The 16,231-nt window shown below is 69.2% G+C and carries 14 protein-coding genes; 7 read left to right on the forward strand and 7 right to left on the reverse strand.

The features are described 5' to 3' along the window. The first annotated feature begins 21 nt into the window (after positions 1-21). Both BIU99_RS18545 and BIU99_RS18550 read left to right on the forward strand, forming a co-directional pair. Positions 22-867: a glycosyltransferase family 2 protein gene (locus BIU99_RS18545; protein ID WP_071262497.1), complete on the forward strand. Its 846-nt coding sequence runs from the start codon at positions 22-24 to the stop codon at positions 865-867. A 7-nt stretch (positions 868-874) separates the two neighbouring features. Continuing rightward, positions 875-2,155, forward strand: a complete 1,281-nt coding sequence (locus BIU99_RS18550; protein WP_071262498.1) for a lipopolysaccharide biosynthesis protein — start codon at positions 875-877, stop codon at positions 2,153-2,155. On the opposite strand, the gene BIU99_RS18555 is transcribed toward BIU99_RS18550, so the two are convergent. After that, positions 2,152-3,141, reverse strand: coding sequence for a glycosyltransferase family 2 protein (locus BIU99_RS18555; RefSeq protein ID WP_071262499.1), 990 nt, complete (start codon positions 3,139-3,141; stop codon positions 2,152-2,154). The genes BIU99_RS18550 and BIU99_RS18555 overlap by 4 nt on opposite strands. A 72-nt stretch (positions 3,142-3,213) precedes the next feature. Between BIU99_RS18555 and BIU99_RS18560 the strand changes: the two genes are divergently transcribed. Continuing rightward, entirely contained in the window at positions 3,214-4,302 is a 1,089-nt protein-coding gene (locus BIU99_RS18560; RefSeq protein WP_083397465.1) for a glycosyltransferase family 1 protein, read from the forward strand. 46 nt (positions 4,303-4,348) lie between these two features. Here BIU99_RS18560 and BIU99_RS18565 read toward each other — a convergent pair whose 3' ends face one another. The 5 genes from BIU99_RS18565 to gmd all read right to left on the reverse strand — a co-directional run bounded on the left by BIU99_RS18565 (position 4,349) and on the right by gmd (position 11,006). Beyond that, the gene (locus BIU99_RS18565) at positions 4,349-6,868 is read right to left on the reverse strand and encodes a glycoside hydrolase family 65 protein (protein WP_071262501.1); all 2,520 of its coding nucleotides are present in this window, start codon (positions 6,866-6,868) and stop codon (positions 4,349-4,351) included. Further along, a complete protein-coding gene (locus tag BIU99_RS18570; protein ID WP_082916052.1) occupies positions 6,865-7,692 on the reverse strand; it encodes a beta-phosphoglucomutase family hydrolase in 828 nt (275 codons plus the stop codon). Before BIU99_RS18570 ends, BIU99_RS18565 begins: the two co-directional genes overlap by 4 nt. Before the next feature lie 124 nt (positions 7,693-7,816). After that, entirely contained in the window at positions 7,817-9,004 is a 1,188-nt protein-coding gene (locus BIU99_RS18575; protein WP_064295205.1) for a DegT/DnrJ/EryC1/StrS aminotransferase family protein, read from the reverse strand. Beyond that, positions 9,001-9,936, reverse strand: coding sequence for an NAD-dependent epimerase/dehydratase family protein (locus BIU99_RS18580; RefSeq protein ID WP_083397466.1), 936 nt, complete (start codon positions 9,934-9,936; stop codon positions 9,001-9,003). The genes BIU99_RS18575 and BIU99_RS18580 overlap by 4 nt, the downstream gene beginning before the upstream one ends. Positions 9,937-9,941: 5 nt before the next feature. Continuing rightward, a complete protein-coding gene (gene gmd / locus BIU99_RS18585; RefSeq protein WP_064295204.1) occupies positions 9,942-11,006 on the reverse strand; it encodes a GDP-mannose 4,6-dehydratase in 1,065 nt (354 codons plus the stop codon). Positions 11,007-11,080: 74 nt separating this feature from the next. On the opposite strand from gmd, the gene BIU99_RS18590 reads away from it, so the two are divergent. Genes BIU99_RS18590 through BIU99_RS18600 form a run of 3 tightly spaced genes read left to right on the forward strand, consistent with a single transcriptional unit; the run spans position 11,081 to position 13,138 of the window. After that, positions 11,081-11,962, forward strand: a complete 882-nt coding sequence (locus BIU99_RS18590) for a glycosyltransferase (RefSeq protein WP_064295203.1) — start codon at positions 11,081-11,083, stop codon at positions 11,960-11,962. 49 nt (positions 11,963-12,011) lie between these two features. After that, on the forward strand, positions 12,012-12,749 hold the full coding sequence (locus BIU99_RS18595) for a glycosyltransferase family 2 protein (RefSeq protein WP_064295202.1): 738 nt from the start codon (positions 12,012-12,014) through the stop codon (positions 12,747-12,749). Next, positions 12,749-13,138 carry a DUF2304 domain-containing protein gene (locus BIU99_RS18600; protein WP_071262564.1) on the forward strand — a complete coding sequence of 130 codons (390 nt, stop codon included), beginning with the start codon at positions 12,749-12,751 and terminating at the stop codon, positions 13,136-13,138. The genes BIU99_RS18595 and BIU99_RS18600 overlap by 1 nt, the downstream gene beginning before the upstream one ends. 23 nt (positions 13,139-13,161) lie before the next feature. Here the strand turns inward: BIU99_RS18600 and BIU99_RS18605 are convergent, their stop codons facing one another. Continuing rightward, positions 13,162-14,427 (reverse strand): hypothetical protein, encoded by a 1,266-nt coding sequence (locus BIU99_RS18605; RefSeq protein ID WP_071262502.1) that lies wholly within the window; start codon positions 14,425-14,427, stop codon positions 13,162-13,164. Between the two features lie 184 nt (positions 14,428-14,611). Between BIU99_RS18605 and BIU99_RS18610 the strand changes: the two genes are divergently transcribed. After that, positions 14,612-16,192, forward strand: a complete 1,581-nt coding sequence (locus BIU99_RS18610) for a DUF2142 domain-containing protein (RefSeq protein ID WP_071262503.1) — start codon at positions 14,612-14,614, stop codon at positions 16,190-16,192. The last annotated feature ends 39 nt before the right edge of the window (positions 16,193-16,231 follow it).

Consider the following 16,231-nt stretch of genomic DNA (forward strand, 5'->3'; position numbering starts at 1 on the left):
CTCCACCCATGAAAGGCCCCCGTGTACACGATCGTCATCCCCTGCCGTGACGGGGCAGCGACACTGAACGCGCAGCTGAACGCCGTCCTGAAGCAGGATGCCTCGATCGACCTCGAGGTGCTCGTCGCGGACAACGGCTCCACCGACGGGACCGCCGACCTCATCCGTTCCGTCGCCCGCAACGACGACCGTGTGCGTCTCATCGACGCCTCCGCGCGGACCGGCATCAACCACGCTCGAAACCGAGGGGTAGAAGCAGGACGGGGTGACCGGATCCTGCTGTGCGACGCCGACGACATCGTCCACGAGGGCTGGCTGGCAGCGCACCATGCCGCGTTCGAAGCCGGCGCCGAGTGCGTCGGTGGCGGGCTGGATCGCACCCTGCCAGACGGCACCGTCATCATGCGACAGCGAGAGCTCCTGTTCGTCGGCTGGGATCTCGCGAGCCCGTTCGGTGCGAACTGCGGGTTCACGAGGGAGGTGTACGAACGTGTCGGTGGGTTCGACGAGACGTTCCGCGACGGCGGTGACGACACGGACTTCTTCTGGCGAGCCGCGCTGACCGGAGCAACGACGGTACTCGTGCCCGACGCTGTCGTGACGTACGCGCTCCGCGCCGATCTCCGACAGGTGATACGGCAGCACATCAACTACGGCCGCGGGGTCACCCATCTGTATGTCCGGCACCGCTCCTCGGGGATGCCGCGATCATCGCCGATCCGTGCGGTCCTCTCGGTCACGGCGTGCCTGTTGATCATCGTCACGAGCGGTCACCGGTCGCTCCGCAGACGGTTCGCCGTCGAACGGTTGGCTGGCAGGATCGGACGCCTCCGGGAGAGCGTGCGCCGAGGCACGTGCTATCTGTGAACGGCCGATGATCCATCTCGCCTGGGCGATCCTCGAGCGGATCCTGCCCCGGGTGGCGTCGGCGCTCATCATGCTCGTCCTCGCGGCCCGGCTCACGCCGTCCCTCGTCGGCATGTACGCGTGGATGGTCCTCGCCCTCACGCTCGTCCAGACCGTCGGCGATACGGCCGCCCGGCAGACCGCCGTCGTCCACGGTGGCACCGAGGCCGGGGACCGGTTCGTCCACCGGTTCCGGGTCTGGTCCGCCCTGATCGGAGGCGCCGTGCTCGCAGCGACCGTCGGAGCCCTGCTGCTGACGTCTGGCGGGCCGGACCGATGGCAGGCGATCACCCTCACGCCGTTCGTCCTCGTCCCGGCGGCATCAGCAGTGGGCACCGACGCCCTGGTCCGCCTGCAGCGAGCCGGGAGATGGAAGGAGATCGCATCGCATCAGGCGTGGTCGTCGACAGCCTCCCTGCTCTGCAGCGTGCCGACCCTCCTGGCGACGGGATCGCTGCTCGCCAGCGCCCTGCAGGCGATGCTCGCGGAGGCGGGGTTCGCCCTGCTCAACCGGCGACGCGCAGCGCGACTCCCCCGCGCGTCCGCCGCCGACGCGCATTCCCGCGAACCGACCGTGAACGTCCTGGGCGACTACCTCCACACGGCACTGTTCTCGCTGCTCGGCTGGGGACAGGGACAGACCGACCGCCTCTCGATCGGGGCTCTCGCCGGCGGGGCACGTCTGGGCCAGTACGCGTTCGCCATGTCGCTGTCGCGGAGCATCGGCGACGCGGCGGCGCTGGCTGCGATCAACGTCCTCCGGCCGGTCCTTGCCGAAGCGGCACGTGACGGCCGAGGGTCCGAGATCGTCGCGCTCACGGAGGCTTCGCTTCGACGATCCCTGGTCCTGGCGGTCGTGGCCGCCATGGCGACGAGCATCGGGGCTGAGCTGGTCGTGGGCCCCTTCCTCGCAGACGACTGGGACCCCGCCCTGGCACTCGTCCCAGTCCTCACGCTGTCGGTCGCCCCCTCGGTCGTCGCCTGGTCGGTCACGGCAGTCCTCCAGGCCGAGAGCCGGATGCGCTGGGCGAGTCCCATCAAGGCGGTCGGTGTGCTGCTGTCCCTCCCGGTCGGCGTCGTCGCCCTCAACGACCTGCAGTTCGCGGCCTGGCTCGTGAACGCCCGGGAGCTCGTCGTGATGGCACTGCTCCTCCTCGCCGCGCGTCATCGGGCGCCGTGGCGGGGCGGCCTCCTCGCGCTCGGCGTCGTCGTGGCCGGCGCGGCCCTGTGGCATCTGACCCGAGGTTAGGCCGGCTGCAGCAGATCCCTGACGATGTCCAGGGCCCCCTGGCTCGCGTAGCGCTGGTACTCGCCGCGGGGAGCACGCAACAGGACAGGGAGGATCCTTCGCCATCGGGCCGGAGGGAGATCGGCCCGGAACCGCTCGAAGGCCGATTTGGCGTCGACGGCCGAGCGATCGGCGAGTGGCGCCGGCTCAAGGGTGTCGAGCCAGGAAGCGAGTCCGGCGACGCGATCCGCGATGTCGCGATTGCGCTGACGCCCCGGCTGCATCAGTCTCGAGATCTTGTACGCCAGCGTCGGCTCGACGATCCCGATCTGGTTCGCGCCGTGCTGACGGTAGTCGACGAGCGGTTCGTCCAGCAGCTCGATGGGTCCGCGCGATGCGGCGACGATCGCCAACCACTCGTCGTGGACCCATGGAGCCGGGAACGGCACGGCCGCGTCGAAGACCTCTCGTCGGAGCATCGCGGTCGCACCGGTGACCAGATTGCGCCGCAACAGCACGCCGAAAGCGTCGCCAGCCCGGATCCCGTCTCGTTCGTGCGGGCCGATCGACAGCGACGCGAAGAGCGTGGTGCCGAGGGACGCCCCGTCGGCTCCGACGAGACGGGCGTCGGAGCACACCATCTGGAGCTCCGGACGCGCGTCGAAGGCGGCCGACGCACGCTCGACGCGGTCAGGCCGCCAGACGTCGTCCTGATCGGAGAGGACGATGAGGCTCCCCGTGGTCGCGCGGATCGCCCCCTCGAAGTTCTTCGTCACGCCGAGTGGACGCGGATTCCGGAGGAGGCGGACCGGGACGGACGACTCAGCGGCGAAGCGTTCGACGATGGCGGATGTCCCATCAGTCGAACCGTCGTCGCTGACCACGATCTGCCCAGGGAGCACGGTCTGCGCGAGCATGCTGGCCAACTGCTCTTCGAGGAACACGGCGCCGTTGTAGGTGCACAGGGCGACGGAGACGCGTCCGTCGACTGCTGCTGTTGCTGGCATGGACCCGCCCCTCACCGCTCATGGACCGCGGACCAGCCTATCCCGACCGCCCCACTGGTATCCTCGTGCCTTATGCCCCGCGTAGCCGTCGACCTCCTCTCGTACACCGGAACGAAAGGCGGTATGGAGACCTACGCCCGCGAGCTGTACCGCGAGATCGGCCGCCTCGGCAGTGAGTTCGAGTTCGTCGGACTCGCCAGCAAGGAGGGATATCAGCTCGACCGTTCCTGGTTCCCCGGGGACATGATCGACACCGGTATCAGCGGAGAGAACCGCTTCCGGTGGGCGATCGGCGAGCTCTGGTCGATCGGTCGCATCGCCAAGCGTCACCGTGCGGATCTGTTGCACTGCCCGGCTCTGCTCGGTCCCGCCCGGAGCAGCATGCCCACCGTGATCTCCATGCACGACATGCTCTACTGGAGCCAGCCCCAGATGATGAGCACCCCGGCGTTCACCGAACCCGTGAAGTTCATGGAGCGCCTGGGTGCACGGAACGCCAGCCGGATGATCACCATCAGTGAGGTGTCCCGGCGCGAGATCATCACCTACCTCGGCTTCCCGGCGGACCGCATCGACCTCATCCCCCTCGCCGGCACCGCCCTGCCGATGGGCGAACGACGACCGGACACGGAGCACCCCTTCATCCTGGCGACGGGCAACCGGCGCCCGCACAAGAACTGGGCTGGTCTCATCAGGGCGTTGCCGCTCGTGGACGAGGCGATCCGTCCTCGGGTGGTCATCACCGGCAGCCACGGGGAGGACCCGCTGCGCGCCGTCGTCGACGAGGTCGGCATGCACGACTGGGTCGAACTGCGATCGTGGTTGAGCAGCGAGGAACTCGGCCACCTCTACGAGACGGCGACCGCGCTCGCCATGCCGTCCTTCCACGACGGTTTCAGCCTGCCGGCACTCGAGGCCATGATGGCCGGGCTCCCTGTGCTCATCTCCGACATCCCCGTGTACCGGGAGGTCGCGGGCGATGCGGCCGAGTACTTCGACCCGCACTCCTTGGAGTCGATCGCCAACGCCATGACGACGGCGGTTAGCGACCCCGCACGGATGGCAGAACTCACCGAACAGGGCAGGGAGCGCGCCAAGCAGTTCTCCTGGGAACGCGTGGCGACACGCACACTCGAGACCTTCCGGACCACACTCGCCTGACGCGACGCGGCTGGATGGCGAGCGACCGCCATCCAGCCGCGTCGCGCTACTCCGACTGCGGCTGGATGACCGGGATCGACTCGGTGTCGGCCGGGCCGAGCGCGATCGTCGGCATCGACACCGTGATGAGCGAGCCGTCGGCGCGGCGGCTGCCCTCGATGTCGCTCGCGCTCGGCTCGCCGACGAGGTGCGGACCCTGGTTGTCGAGCGGAACGGTGACCGTCGTCCCTGCCTCGACGAGCACGTTACCGCCGCCGACGACGAACGACGCGGAATCGCCCTCTTCGACGGTGAACCGCATCTCGGTGCGCCGGACGGAGATACGCACCCGCGTGCCCTTGACCGTGAGTCGGAAGGTGATGCCCTGCCAGTCGACCGGCAGGCGCGGCGAGAAAGAGATCACGCCGCCGTGGTCGCGCATGCCCGCGAAGCCGAGCACGAGCGCACTCCACACGCCGCCGGTGGAGGCGACGTGCACACCGTCAGGGGTGTTGCGGTGCAGGTTCGCGAGGTCGACGAACAGTGCTGACCAGAAGTACTTGAGCGCGAGCCGCTGGTACCCGACCTCGGCGGCGATGATCGACTGCACGACCGCCGACAGGGTCGAGTCGCCCGTCGTCAGCGGGTCGTAGTAGTCGAAGTCGGCGAGCTTCTCCTCGTCGGTGAAGTGGTCGCCCTGCAGGAGCAGTGCCAGCACGACGTCCGCCTGCTTGAGCACCTGGAAGCGGTAGATGACGAGCGGGTGGAAGTGCAGGAGGAGCGGAAGGTGCTCCGGAGGCGTGTGATCGAGGTCCCACAACTCCTTTTCGAGGAACTGGGCGTCCTGTGGGTGGATGCCGAGCCGCTTGTCGAAGGGGATGTGCATGTGCTCGGCGGCGCGCTGCCACTCGCGGACCTCCGCGTCGTCGAGCGACAGCCGCGTGACCAAGCGCTCGAAGGAGGCCGGGTCGTCCTCGCGGAGGCGCTCCACGGCCTCGACGGCCGACAGCAGGTTCGCCCGTGCCATGACGTTCGTATAGAGGTTGTCGTTCACGACGGTGGTGTACTCGTCGGGCCCCGTGACCCCGTAGATGTGGAACGAGTCCTTGCCGTTCGCGCGCCAGAAGCCCAGGTCGGCCCACATGCGGGCCGTCTCGACGAAGATGTCGACGGCTCCGCGGGCGAGGAAGTCCTCGTCCCCCGTCGCCGCGACGTACTGCCGTAGCGCGTAGGAGATGTCGGCGTCGATGTGGTACTGCGCCGTGCCGGCCGCGTAGTACGCCGACGACTCGAGCCCGTTGATCGTGCGCCACGGGAACAGGGCGCCGTGCTGGTTGAGCTCGGTCGCGCGGGAGCGGGCGGCGTCGAGCATGTTCTGGCGGAACCGGAGGGCGTTCCGTGCGACGAGCGGCGCCGTGTAGCTGAGGAACGGGAGGACGTAGACCTCGGTGTCCCAGAAGTAGTGGCCACCGTACCCGGACCCGGACACACCCTTCGCCGCGACACCGCCGCCGTCCGTGCGTGCGGACGCCTGCGCCAGCTGGAAGAGGTTCCAGCGCGTCGCCTGCTGGATGGCAGGCTGTCCGTGGACCTCGACATCGGAGCGCGCCCAGAAGTCCTCCAGCCACAGCTCCTGGTTGCGGATCGCCGATTCGATGCCGTTCTCGGCGGAACGGTCGAGCGTGCGGGCGCAGCGGTCGGCGAGTTCCTTCGGCGGGACGGCGTTCGAGGTGTGGTAGCTGATGATCTTGGTGAGCTTCGTGGGCACGCCCGCGCGACCGCGGATCGTGAACACGTGCTTCGCGAGGTCGGACTCGATGTGCGTCGAGACCTCGTACTCGTTCTCGGTCTCGATCGTGTGGTCGGCGCCGGCGACGATCGTCATGCCGGAGTTCGTCGTCTGGTACCCGAGCATCGCTCGTGGACCGTCGATGAGCTTGTAGCGAGGCTGCAGCACCCGCTCGGTGAGGGACTCCGCCTTGCGCGGGTCGCCCATCCCCGGCTCGGGTGCGTTCGTCAGGTAGTCATCCTGACGGTCCTGGCGGTTGATGATCTGACTGGAGAGCACGAGCGACGCGTCCGCGTCGAGCAACGTGACCTCGTAGTCGAGGACCGCGAGGTGGCGGTCGGTGAAGGACACCATGCGACGGGAACGGATGTGGACCCGCTTCCCGGAGGGCGTCCGCCATTCGAGTTCGCGGCTGAGGACACCGGTCTTGAAGTCGAGGCGACGTTCGAAGCTCAGGAGGTCGGCGTCGTTGAGGATCAGCGGCTCGTCGTCGACATAGAGGCGGACGACCTTCGTGTCGGGCGCGTTGACGATCGTCTGGCCGACGCGCGCGAAGCCGAACGCCTCCTCGGCGTGACGGATCGGCCAGGTCTCGTGGAACCCGTTGATGAACGTGCCGTGGACGTGGCCGTCGCGGCCCTCCTCGACGTTGCCGCGGAACCCGAGGTAGCCGTTGCCGAGCGCGAACAGGGTCTCGGTCGTGCCCTCGTCGTCCGCGTCGACGTGCGTCTCGACGAGCGCCCAGTCGTCGAGCGGGAACCGGTGACGGTCGAGCGGGTCGCTGGTGATGTGGTTCATGCCTGGTCCTCGGAGAAGTCGTGGGGTGCCGTGGGGGTCTGTGAGTCGGCCGGCGCGTCCGGCCCGGCTGTTCGCGAGGCCGACCGCAGTGGGTCGACGAGCTCGGCGAGGTCATCGACCACGATGTCCGCACCCGCATCGATGAGCGCCTGGTGTCCGATACCGCGGTCGACGCCGAGCACGAGACCGAAGTCGCCGCGGCGGCCGGCCTCGACCCCGGAGTGCGCGTCCTCGACGACGACGCACTCCGACGGAGCGTAGCCGAGCAGGCGACCGGCCTCGACGTAGGTGTCCGGTGCGGGCTTGCCGGCGATCCCCTCGCGCGCAGCGACGACGCCGTCCATCACGACCGGGAACCGCTCACGGAGCCCTGCCGCTCGGAGGACGACCTCGGCGTTCTTGGAACTCGACACCACGGCGACCTCGAGCCCTGCCTGCTCGACCGTGTCGAGGAAGGTCAACGATCCCGGGTACGCGGCGATGCCGTCCGCTTCCAGGACGGCCGTGAACACCGAGTTCTTCCGGTTGCCGAGACCGCACACGGTCTCCAGCTCAGGCGCGTCGGTCGGTGAACCCTCAGGGAGCGTGATGCCGCGTGACGCGAGCATCGCGCGCACCCCGTCGTACCGCGGCTTGCCGTCGATGTACTGGAAGTAGTCGGCGTCGGTGTACGGCTCGGTGATCCCGTGGGCGAGGAGCTCGTCGGTGAAGAGCTTCGCCCAGGCGTGCATATGGATCTCGGCGGTCGGGGTGATGACGCCGTCGAGGTCGAACAGCACCGCCCGGCAGCCGAGGAGCCGCGCGGCCGCCTCGTCGAGGGTCAGGACGTCGTTCGATGGCGCGTTGATCGGCTGGGTCACGGTGCACGGTCCTCGTCGGTTTGGGGGAAGAGGTGGACAGTGGAACGGAAGCTGCTGCGGACCGGTGGGGCGGCCGCGCAGACCCAGCCTAGGAGAGTTTGGCCACCACGTCGTACACGCGGTCGATACCGGCGTGGACCGGGAAGTGGTGGTTGCCGACGAACAGCCCGTCCTCGTGGATCTTGTCGGCGGCGGGGAGTTCCGCCGGGACCTTCGCGTCGAGGTACTTCATGACCGGGTTCTTCGTGAAGTTGCCCGCCACGATGGGCCGTGACTCGATCCCCGCGGCGGCGAACGCCTGCACGACCTCCTTGCGGCGGCCGGCGAGCGCGCCCTCGAGCACGAGGGAGAAGCCGAACCAGCTGCTCTCGCCCTGCTCGCGCTGGATGCGCACGGAATCGAGGTCGGCGAAGCGTTCCGTCCAGTACACGGCGTTCTCCCGACGGCCGGCGATGAGCTGTGGGACCTTCTGGATCTGCTCGATGCCGATCGCGCCGGACATCTCGAGCGGGCGGACGTTGTACCCGGGAAGGACGAAACGGAAGAGGTCGTCCCACTCGTCGCCCGACTTGTCGTGGACGGCGTTCTTCTCGGGGAGTCCGCGGGTCCAGCCGTGAGCCCGCAGCGAGATGAGCATCTGCGCCGTGGCCTCGTCGTCCGTCAGGATCATCCCGCCCTCCATCGTCGAGATGTGGTGGGAGAAGAAGGCGCTGAACGTCCCCATCGCACCGACCGTGCCGGCGAACCGACCGTCGTCCTTCGCGCCGAGGGACTCGCAGTTGTCCTCCAGCAGGAGGAGACCGTGACGTTCGGCGAGTGCCGTGAGCGCCGCGAAGTCGTTCGGGTTGCCGAGGAGGTTGACCGCGAAGATCGCCTTGGTGCGCGGGGTGATGGCGGCCTCGGCGAGCGACAGGTCCATGTTGAGGGTGTCGACGTCGATGTCGACGAAGCTCGGGATGAGGCCGTACTGCTGGAGCGGGTAGTAGGTGGTGGCCCAGGACACGGCGGGGACCAGGACCTCGTCCCCCGCCTGCAGGTCGACCCGGTCGTCGAGGACGGCAGCGGCGATCGCGAGGAGGTTCGCGCTCGAACCGGAGTTGACCATGACGCCGAAGCCGGCGCCGAACGCACTGGCGAAATCGCGCTCGAACTGCGCGACCAGCGGCCCCATGGTGAAGCGGCCGCTGTCGACGACGCGCTGGATGGCGGCGTACTCCGCGGCGTCCCAGGAGGAGGTCGCGAGGGGGAAACCGGAGTCGAAGGTGTCGTCGGTCATGCTGTCTGGGGCTCCTGAGCTGCGAGGTAGGCGTGGTAGCTCGCGGCGACGCCGGCCGCGAGCGGGGTGGTGGGGTTCCAGCCGAGCGCACGGGCTGCGGCTGAGTCGAGCAGGCGCTGGTGCACGCCGGAAGGCTTGGTGGCGTCGTACCGGAAGCGACCGGTGAAGCCGGCGGCGCGACCGGCTGCTTCGTAGTACTCGGTGATGCTGTGGTCGACACCCGGCCCGAGGTTGAGCGTGACGGGCCACGCGTCGAGTGAGCCGAGCTGCGTGACGAGCCACGCCGCGAGGTCGGGCGTGTAGGTGAACTCGCGTCGGGCGGTGCCGTCGCCCCAGACCTCGACCTCGTCGGAGCCGCTCGCCACGGCGGCGTGGACCTTGCCGAGGGCGGCGGCGATGAGGTGCGCCTGACCGTGGGTGTAGTCGTCGCCCGGGCCGTAGAGGTTCGACGGCACTGCTGCGCGATAGGCGAACCCGTACTGCCGACTCGCGTACTCGCAGAGCTTCGTCCCGGCGATCTTCGCGAGCGCATACCCCTCGTTCGCGCCCTCCAGCATGCCGCTGAGGAGAGCGCCCTCACCGATCGGCTGTGGGAGCCCCTCGGGGTAGATCGCCGCGCTCGACACGTAGAGCAGCTCGGGGACACCGGCGTCGATCGCGCCTCGGATGACCGAGGTGTCGATCAGGAGGTTGTCGAGCAGGAAGTCGGTGGGACGCTGCAGCTTCGCCTGGATGCCGGCGACCTTGGCGGCGGCGTGCACGATCGCGTCCGGCGCCGTCCGGCCGATAAGGGCTGCGACGGCGGCTCGATCGGTGAGGTCGGCGTCCGCACGCGTCGCCACGATCAGCTCGTCGGCGGCGCGGAGCGTGGGCCAGACCGCGGCGATGCTCGAACCGAGCATGCCGGCACCACCGGTGAGGAGGACGCGCACCGCGCCTAGACCTCCGCGGTGTCGATGTAGGGCTTGCCCGACGCCTCGAGCTCGGCGACGTCGGAGTCGACCATGATCTGCGCGAGGCGCGGCGGGAGCACCTTCGGGGTCCAGCCGAGGACGGACTCGGCCTTCGCGTAGTCACCGATGAGCGCGTCGACCTCGGTGGGACGGAGGTAGCGCTCGTCGAACTTGACGTACTTCTCCCAGTCGAGGTCGAGTCGCTCAAAGGAGAACTGCAGGAAGTCCTTGACGGTGTACGCGGTGTTGGTGGCGAGCACGAAGTCGGTCGGTTCGTCGGCCTGCAGCATCCGCCACATGCCCTCGACGTAGTCGGGCGCGTAACCCCAGTCGCGGACGGCGTCGAGGTTGCCCATGTACAGGAAGTCCTGCTGGCCGGCGGCGATGCGCGCGGCGGCGCGGGTGATCTTGCGGGTCACGAAGGTGCCACCGCGTCGCGGCGACTCGTGGTTGAACAGGATGCCGTTGACCGCGAACATCCCGTAGGCCTCGCGGTAGTTGCGGGTGATCCAGTAGGAGTAGACCTTCGCGACGCCGTAGGGCGAACGCGGGTAGAACGGGGTCTCCTCGTTCTGCGGCGGCGGCGTCGCCCCGAACATCTCGGAACTGGACGCCTGGTAGAAGCGGCAGTGGAGACCGATCTGGCGGATGGCCTCGAGGAGCCGGACCGTCCCGATGCCGGTCGTGTCGCCGGTGTACTCCGGCTCGTCGAAGCTGACCCGTACGTGCGACTGCGCGGCGAGGTTGTACACCTCGTCGGGCTGGATCTCCGCGAGCAGTGTCGCGAGGCGCGAGCCGTCGGCCAGGTCGGCGAAGTGCAACTGGAGCCTGGGCGAACCGTCGTGGGTCGCCTCGGGGTCGTAGATGTGGTCGATCCGCCCGGTGTTGAAGGTCGACGCGCGACGCACGAAACCGTGCACCTCGTACCCCTTCGACAGCAGGAGTTCTGCGAGGTAGCTGCCGTCCTGGCCGGTGATACCGGTGATGACGGCCTTCTTGGTGGTGACGCCTGTCGTGGCCGGGGCCGCCGGGGCTGATGTCTCAGTCATGGAAGACCACTCTACCCGGGCCGTGGTCTCCTTCGGGCGGCCCTCCCGCTCCGGAAGCTTGCTACCGTACCGGGGTGACGCTCGACATCATGATGCCTTTCTACGGCCGCTTCGACCACTTCCGCACGGCGGTGCTGAGTGTGCTCGCGCAGACCGATCCGGACTGGCGGTTGGTCGTCGTCGATGACGTGTATCCGGACACGGCGCCGGGCGAGTGGCTGCAGTCGCTCGGCGACGATCGCATCGTGTACCTCCGCAACGAACGGAACCTCGGGGTGAGCGGCAACTTCGACCGCTGCATCGAACTCGTGACCGCGGAACGGTGTGTCCTCATGGGGTGCGACGACGAGCTCCTCCCGGAGTACGTGGCGCGGATGGCGACCATCGCGGCGAGATTCCCCGACGTCGACCTCATCCAGCCCGGTGTGGAAGTGATCGACGAGGCCGGGCAGGTCGTCCGACCACTGGGCGACCGGATCAAGGCGATCCTCCGACCGGCCGCACCCGAGCCGGTCCGGCTCGCCGGCGAGCGACTCACGGCCAGCCTGCTCCGCGGCAACTGGGCGTACTTCCCGTCCGTGTGCTGGCGCGTCGATTCGGTTCGGCGCTTCGGGTTCCGGGCCGACCTCCACGTGGTCCAGGATCTCGCCCTGATGATGGAGATCTTCCGCGGCGGCGGCACGCTCGTGCTCGACGACACCACGGTCTTCCGGTATCGCCGACACGGCGGGAGTGTGTCCTCCTACACCGCCGTGGACGGCAAGCGCTTCCAACAGGAGCGCACGGTGTTCGCCGAGGAGGCCGCCCGACAGGCGGCACTCGGTTGGAACCGGGCTTCTCGCGTCGCCCGCGCGCACGTCACCTCGCGGCTGAACGCGGCCCTGCAACTCCCGAAGGCGGCGCTCGCCCGCGACACCGCGGGACTGCGCATCCTGCTCCGGCACACCTTCGTCTGATCAGCCCGTCGCACGGATCGACCAGGCTCTCCCTGAGTAGGATTGCCTCATGCCGCACCAGCTCGAACGCACGCTCATCGTCATGCCGGCGCTCAACGAGGAGGCGTCCGTCGCCGCCGTGGTGCGTGAGGTCCAGGACAAGCTGCCGGGTGTCGCGATCCTCGTCGTGAACGACGGCTCGACCGACGACACGACCGTCCAGGCGAGGTCTGCGGGCGCCGTCGTGGCCGAGCTCCCGTTCAACCTCGGGGTCGGCGGTGCGATGCGGGTCGGCTTCAAGTACGCGCTCGAGCATGGGTACCGCAACGTCGTGCAGGTCGATTCGGACGGACAGCACGACCCGGCCGGCGTGCTGCAGCTCCTCGATGAACTGGCGACCGCCGACCTCGTCCTCGGCGCACGGTTCGCGGGTGCGGGCAACTACGAGGTGCGAGGACCCCGCAAGTGGGCGATGGTCGTGCTCTCCGGCGTCCTCAGCCGCGTCGCACGGACGAAGCTCACCGACACGACGAGTGGTTTCCGCGCGACGGGACCTCGGGCGGTCCGGCTCTTCGCCGAGCACTACCCTGCCGAATACCTCGGTGACACGATCGAGTCGCTCGTGATCGCCGCGCGCGCCGGTTGCGTCATCCGCCAGGTGCCCGTGGCCATGCGGCCCCGCGCTGGCGGCACCCCGTCGCACAACCCGTTCAAAGCCGCGACCTACCTGGCGCGCGCCGGCCTCGCGCTCGTGTTCGCACTCATCCGACCGCCGGTCGCGCTCCAAGGAGAGGTGGTGACCGCATGATGCCCCTCGGCACCTACATCCTGGGCATCGTCGCCGCCCTGTTCACGCTCGGGGTCGTCATCGAGATGCTCCGACGCCGCAGGATGCGCGAGCGCCACGCCGTGTGGTGGCTCGTCGCCGGCTGCCTCGCGCTCATCATCGGTGTCTTCCCCCAGGTGCTCGCCGGTGTCGCCGTCGCGATCGGCGTGGAGATCCCGACGAACCTCGTGTTCTTCGTGAGCATCCTCGTCCTGTTCCTCGTGAGCATCCAGCACAGTTCGGAACTGACCACACTCGAGCAGCGGAGTCGGACGCTCGCCGAGGAGAGCGCTCTGCAGGACCTGCGCATCACCGAGCTTGAACGCCGACTCGCCGACGGCGCACCGGACGAGGGCAACGGCACCGCCTGACGCCGGCAGCGCCTGAGCGCCCCTCAGGAAGCGACCGGGCGTCCGCGCAGGAGTCCGACCACGTGCACGACGAGCCCGGCGACCGGTCCGACCGTGAGCGCCAGGAGCGTGCGCTCGTGGAGGCCGAGCGGAAGCAGCAGGGTGGCGACCATCGCGAGCGCGGCGACGATCCATCCCGCCGCGAAAGCGGTGTGCTGCGATCGTGAGAGCGTCGCGGACCCGGTCACGCACAGTGCGCCGACGAGCCCGGCCGTCGCGACGAGCAGCCCGATGGTCCCTCCCGCGAGGACATCGGAGCGCCCGAACACGATGGAGAGCGCCCACGGACCGAGCCACCACGCGAGCAGGCCCAGCACCCCTGCCACCACGATGACGAGGACGACCATCCGGAGGACCCACCCGAGCACGGCGTCCGCGTGGGAACGGAACACGATGACGAGGTAACTCTGCAGCGCCAAGACGACGATGACGATGGGCGCCCGGGTCAGCGTGATGGCGTAGGTGAGCGATCCGAAGGCGTTCGGCGAGACGGTGTCGCCCGTGGCCTGGATGACGAGGGGCAGCCCACTCACCATCACGCCCGTCGCCGCGGAGGCGACCACCGTCCGCAGCACGTTCCAGCTGAGGGCCGTCGGACCGACGTCGATGCCGAACCGGCCGACCACCCCGCGGCGGACGAAGGGCCACAGGATGAGCGGTGTCAGCACGAACGGCGCGGCGACACCCCAGGCGAGCAGCGTCGTGTCGTCGGTCACCAGGAGGAGGCCACCGACGATCGCGAACCGCAGGAGCCCGTCGACGATCGTCAGTGCCGCAACCGAGGTCCAGAGCGAGAGGCCGTACAGGACGCCGGCCGTCGCAGCCACGATCACGTAGGCGGCGAGTCCGACGACGAGCTGCGGGACCAGTGCCCACCCCGCGTCGGGGAAGACCGCCCCGACCCACAGCCAGGCGGTCGCGGCGACGAGCACGGCAGCGACCGCGGACGCGGCGAGGGCGAAGTTCCGCACGACCGGCGCGCGCGTCGACGTCTCGACCGTGACGGGATCCGGGTGCGTCGCGCGGGCCACCTCCTGCTGCACCCCGGAGAGGGCGCTGACCAGGAGGTAGAGCGCGGACCAGAAGACGGAGAACGGCGCGTACGCCGCCGTTCCGAGCGCCGCCCCGGTCACGATCTGCAACAGGTAGCCCGCGCCACCTCCGACAGCCGTAGCCACGAGGATGAGGACGGCGCCGTTGGGTCCGCGACGCGCGGCGTCGGCGGGCGTGGCGCTACCGGGAGCCGACACGCCGGTCCTCGACGGGAGGGTGCAGAACGAGAGGCACGGAGCGGGATCCTTCGCTTGGGACGGACGACATTCGATGGTACCGCCGCACCGGCCGCCGCCCAGGTCGGCGGGTAGACTGACGCAGCAGACCAGACCGAACGCGCGGCCAGATGCAGCGTGTGCTCCCTGATTGGACCAGCCGCCCATGGCCTCAGCCCCTTCCGTCCCACCGATCGACGACCGGGAACGGGGGGCACGCCAGGCTCATGGCCTCGTCCGCCGCTTCCTCATCGTGTTCGCGTTCGCGTGGATCGTCTGCACGGCGATCACGAGCGCCTGGGCGCTGACGACCCCGCTCGCGGCAGCACCCGACGAGCCGGCGCACATCGTCAAGGCCGCTTCGGTGGCTCGCGGGCAGCTCGTCGGACCCTCGACGCCGAAGGGCAACGTGGTGCAGGTGCCGTCGTACATCGCCTGGACCAACAATCAGACCTGCACCGCCTTCACCGAGACGGTCACGGCCGACTGTGTCACGCAGGTGCCGGGCGACCCGACCACCCTCGTCGACATCACCACCACGGCCGGACTCTACAACCCGCTGTACTACGTCCTCGTGGGGTGGCCGTCGCTCGTCTTCGACGACTCCACGGGCATCTTCGCCATGCGGCTCATGAGCGCACTGGTCTGCTCGTTCTTCCTCGCCGTCGGCTTCGCGCTCATCGCCACCTGGCGCCACCGTGCCCTGCCCATCATCGCCTTCCTGACCGCGGCGACACCGGTCACCCTGTTCCTGGCGGGGACGATCAACCCGAACGGCCTCGAGGTCACCGCGATGATGGCGGCCGTCGTCGGACTGCTGACGATCACGACGAGACAGTCCGCGGCCCCGCTGTGGCTCCCCTTGAGCGCTCTCGTGGTCGGCGGCGTCTTTGCAGCCAACACGCGTGGTCTGTCTCCCTTGTGGCTCGCGATGGCCATCGCGGCGGCACTCGTGCTGCTACCCGGTCGGGACCTCCTCGCGCTGTTGAAGCGCCGTTCGGTGCAGGTGACAATCGTCCTCGTCGCGCTCGGCACCGCCGCCGCCGCCGCATGGTTGCTCGGCTCGAACTCGCTCGCCATGGCGGTCGACCCCAATGCGCCGCCTCCCCCGTACCCGCACGTCGGTGACGCGCCCATCGTCGGGGTCGCGGTCATCCTCGACCTCACCTTCTACTACGGTGCGCAGATGATCGGCGAGTTCGGCTGGCTCGACACGCCCGCCCCCGACGCGGTGTTCTTCATCTGGCCGGCCGTCATCGGCCTGCTGCTCCTCGGTGCCGGTGTCCTCCTCCGCGGGCGTCGACTGGTCGTCGCCGTCCTCCTCATGGCCGCCGTCGTCTTCGTCCCCGCGCTCCTCCAGGGCGTGTGGGTGACCTCGGGTGGGATCATCTGGCAGGGCCGGTACACGTTGCCGTTGTTCGCGCTCATGCTCCTCACCATCGGCGCACTGCTCGCCGAGCACGGCTCGGCGCTCGGCCGCTCGATCCAGCGGCGACTCGTCGTGATCTTGATCGCCGCGCTCGGGTTCGCGCAGTTCCTCAGCTACATCGGGGCGCTCCGCCGCTACAGCATCGGCGACACCGGCGGGAGCTGGCTCGCGATGATCACCCGGCCGGAGTGGGCGCCGCCGGGCGGCATGACGCTCTGGCTCGCCGTCGGCGTCCTCACGATCGGAGCGGCCTGCTTCGGAGCAGCACGACTCGCCTTGCGCGCGCGGGCCGAGGACGAGCTCGTGACCGTTCGCTGACACCCCTCCCCCGCTGCGGACGACGAAGGCGCCGACACC

The sequence above is a fragment of the Plantibacter sp. MMLR14_011 genome (genome assembly GCF_001865025.1).
Taxonomy (GTDB): domain Bacteria; phylum Actinomycetota; class Actinomycetes; order Actinomycetales; family Microbacteriaceae; genus Plantibacter; species Plantibacter flavus_A.

What these genes read in the sequence shown, in the direction of transcription:
- BIU99_RS18550 (WP_071262498.1), top strand. Translation starts at nt 875, where the DNA reads ATGATCCATCTCGCCTGGGCGATCCTCGAGCGGATCCTGCCCCGGGTG.
- BIU99_RS18555 (WP_071262499.1), bottom strand. Translation starts at nt 3,141, where the DNA reads ATGCCAGCAACAGCAGCAGTCGACGGACGCGTCTCCGTCGCCCTGTGC.
- BIU99_RS18560 (WP_083397465.1), top strand. Translation starts at nt 3,214, where the DNA reads ATGCCCCGCGTAGCCGTCGACCTCCTCTCGTACACCGGAACGAAAGGC.
- BIU99_RS18565 (WP_071262501.1), bottom strand. Translation starts at nt 6,868, where the DNA reads ATGAACCACATCACCAGCGACCCGCTCGACCGTCACCGGTTCCCGCTC.
- BIU99_RS18575 (WP_064295205.1), bottom strand. Translation starts at nt 9,004, where the DNA reads ATGACCGACGACACCTTCGACTCCGGTTTCCCCCTCGCGACCTCCTCC.
- gmd (WP_064295204.1), bottom strand. Translation starts at nt 11,006, where the DNA reads ATGACTGAGACATCAGCCCCGGCGGCCCCGGCCACGACAGGCGTCACC.
- BIU99_RS18595 (WP_064295202.1), top strand. Translation starts at nt 12,012, where the DNA reads ATGCCGCACCAGCTCGAACGCACGCTCATCGTCATGCCGGCGCTCAAC.
- BIU99_RS18600 (WP_071262564.1), top strand. Translation starts at nt 12,749, where the DNA reads ATGCCCCTCGGCACCTACATCCTGGGCATCGTCGCCGCCCTGTTCACG.
- BIU99_RS18610 (WP_071262503.1), top strand. Translation starts at nt 14,612, where the DNA reads ATGGCCTCAGCCCCTTCCGTCCCACCGATCGACGACCGGGAACGGGGG.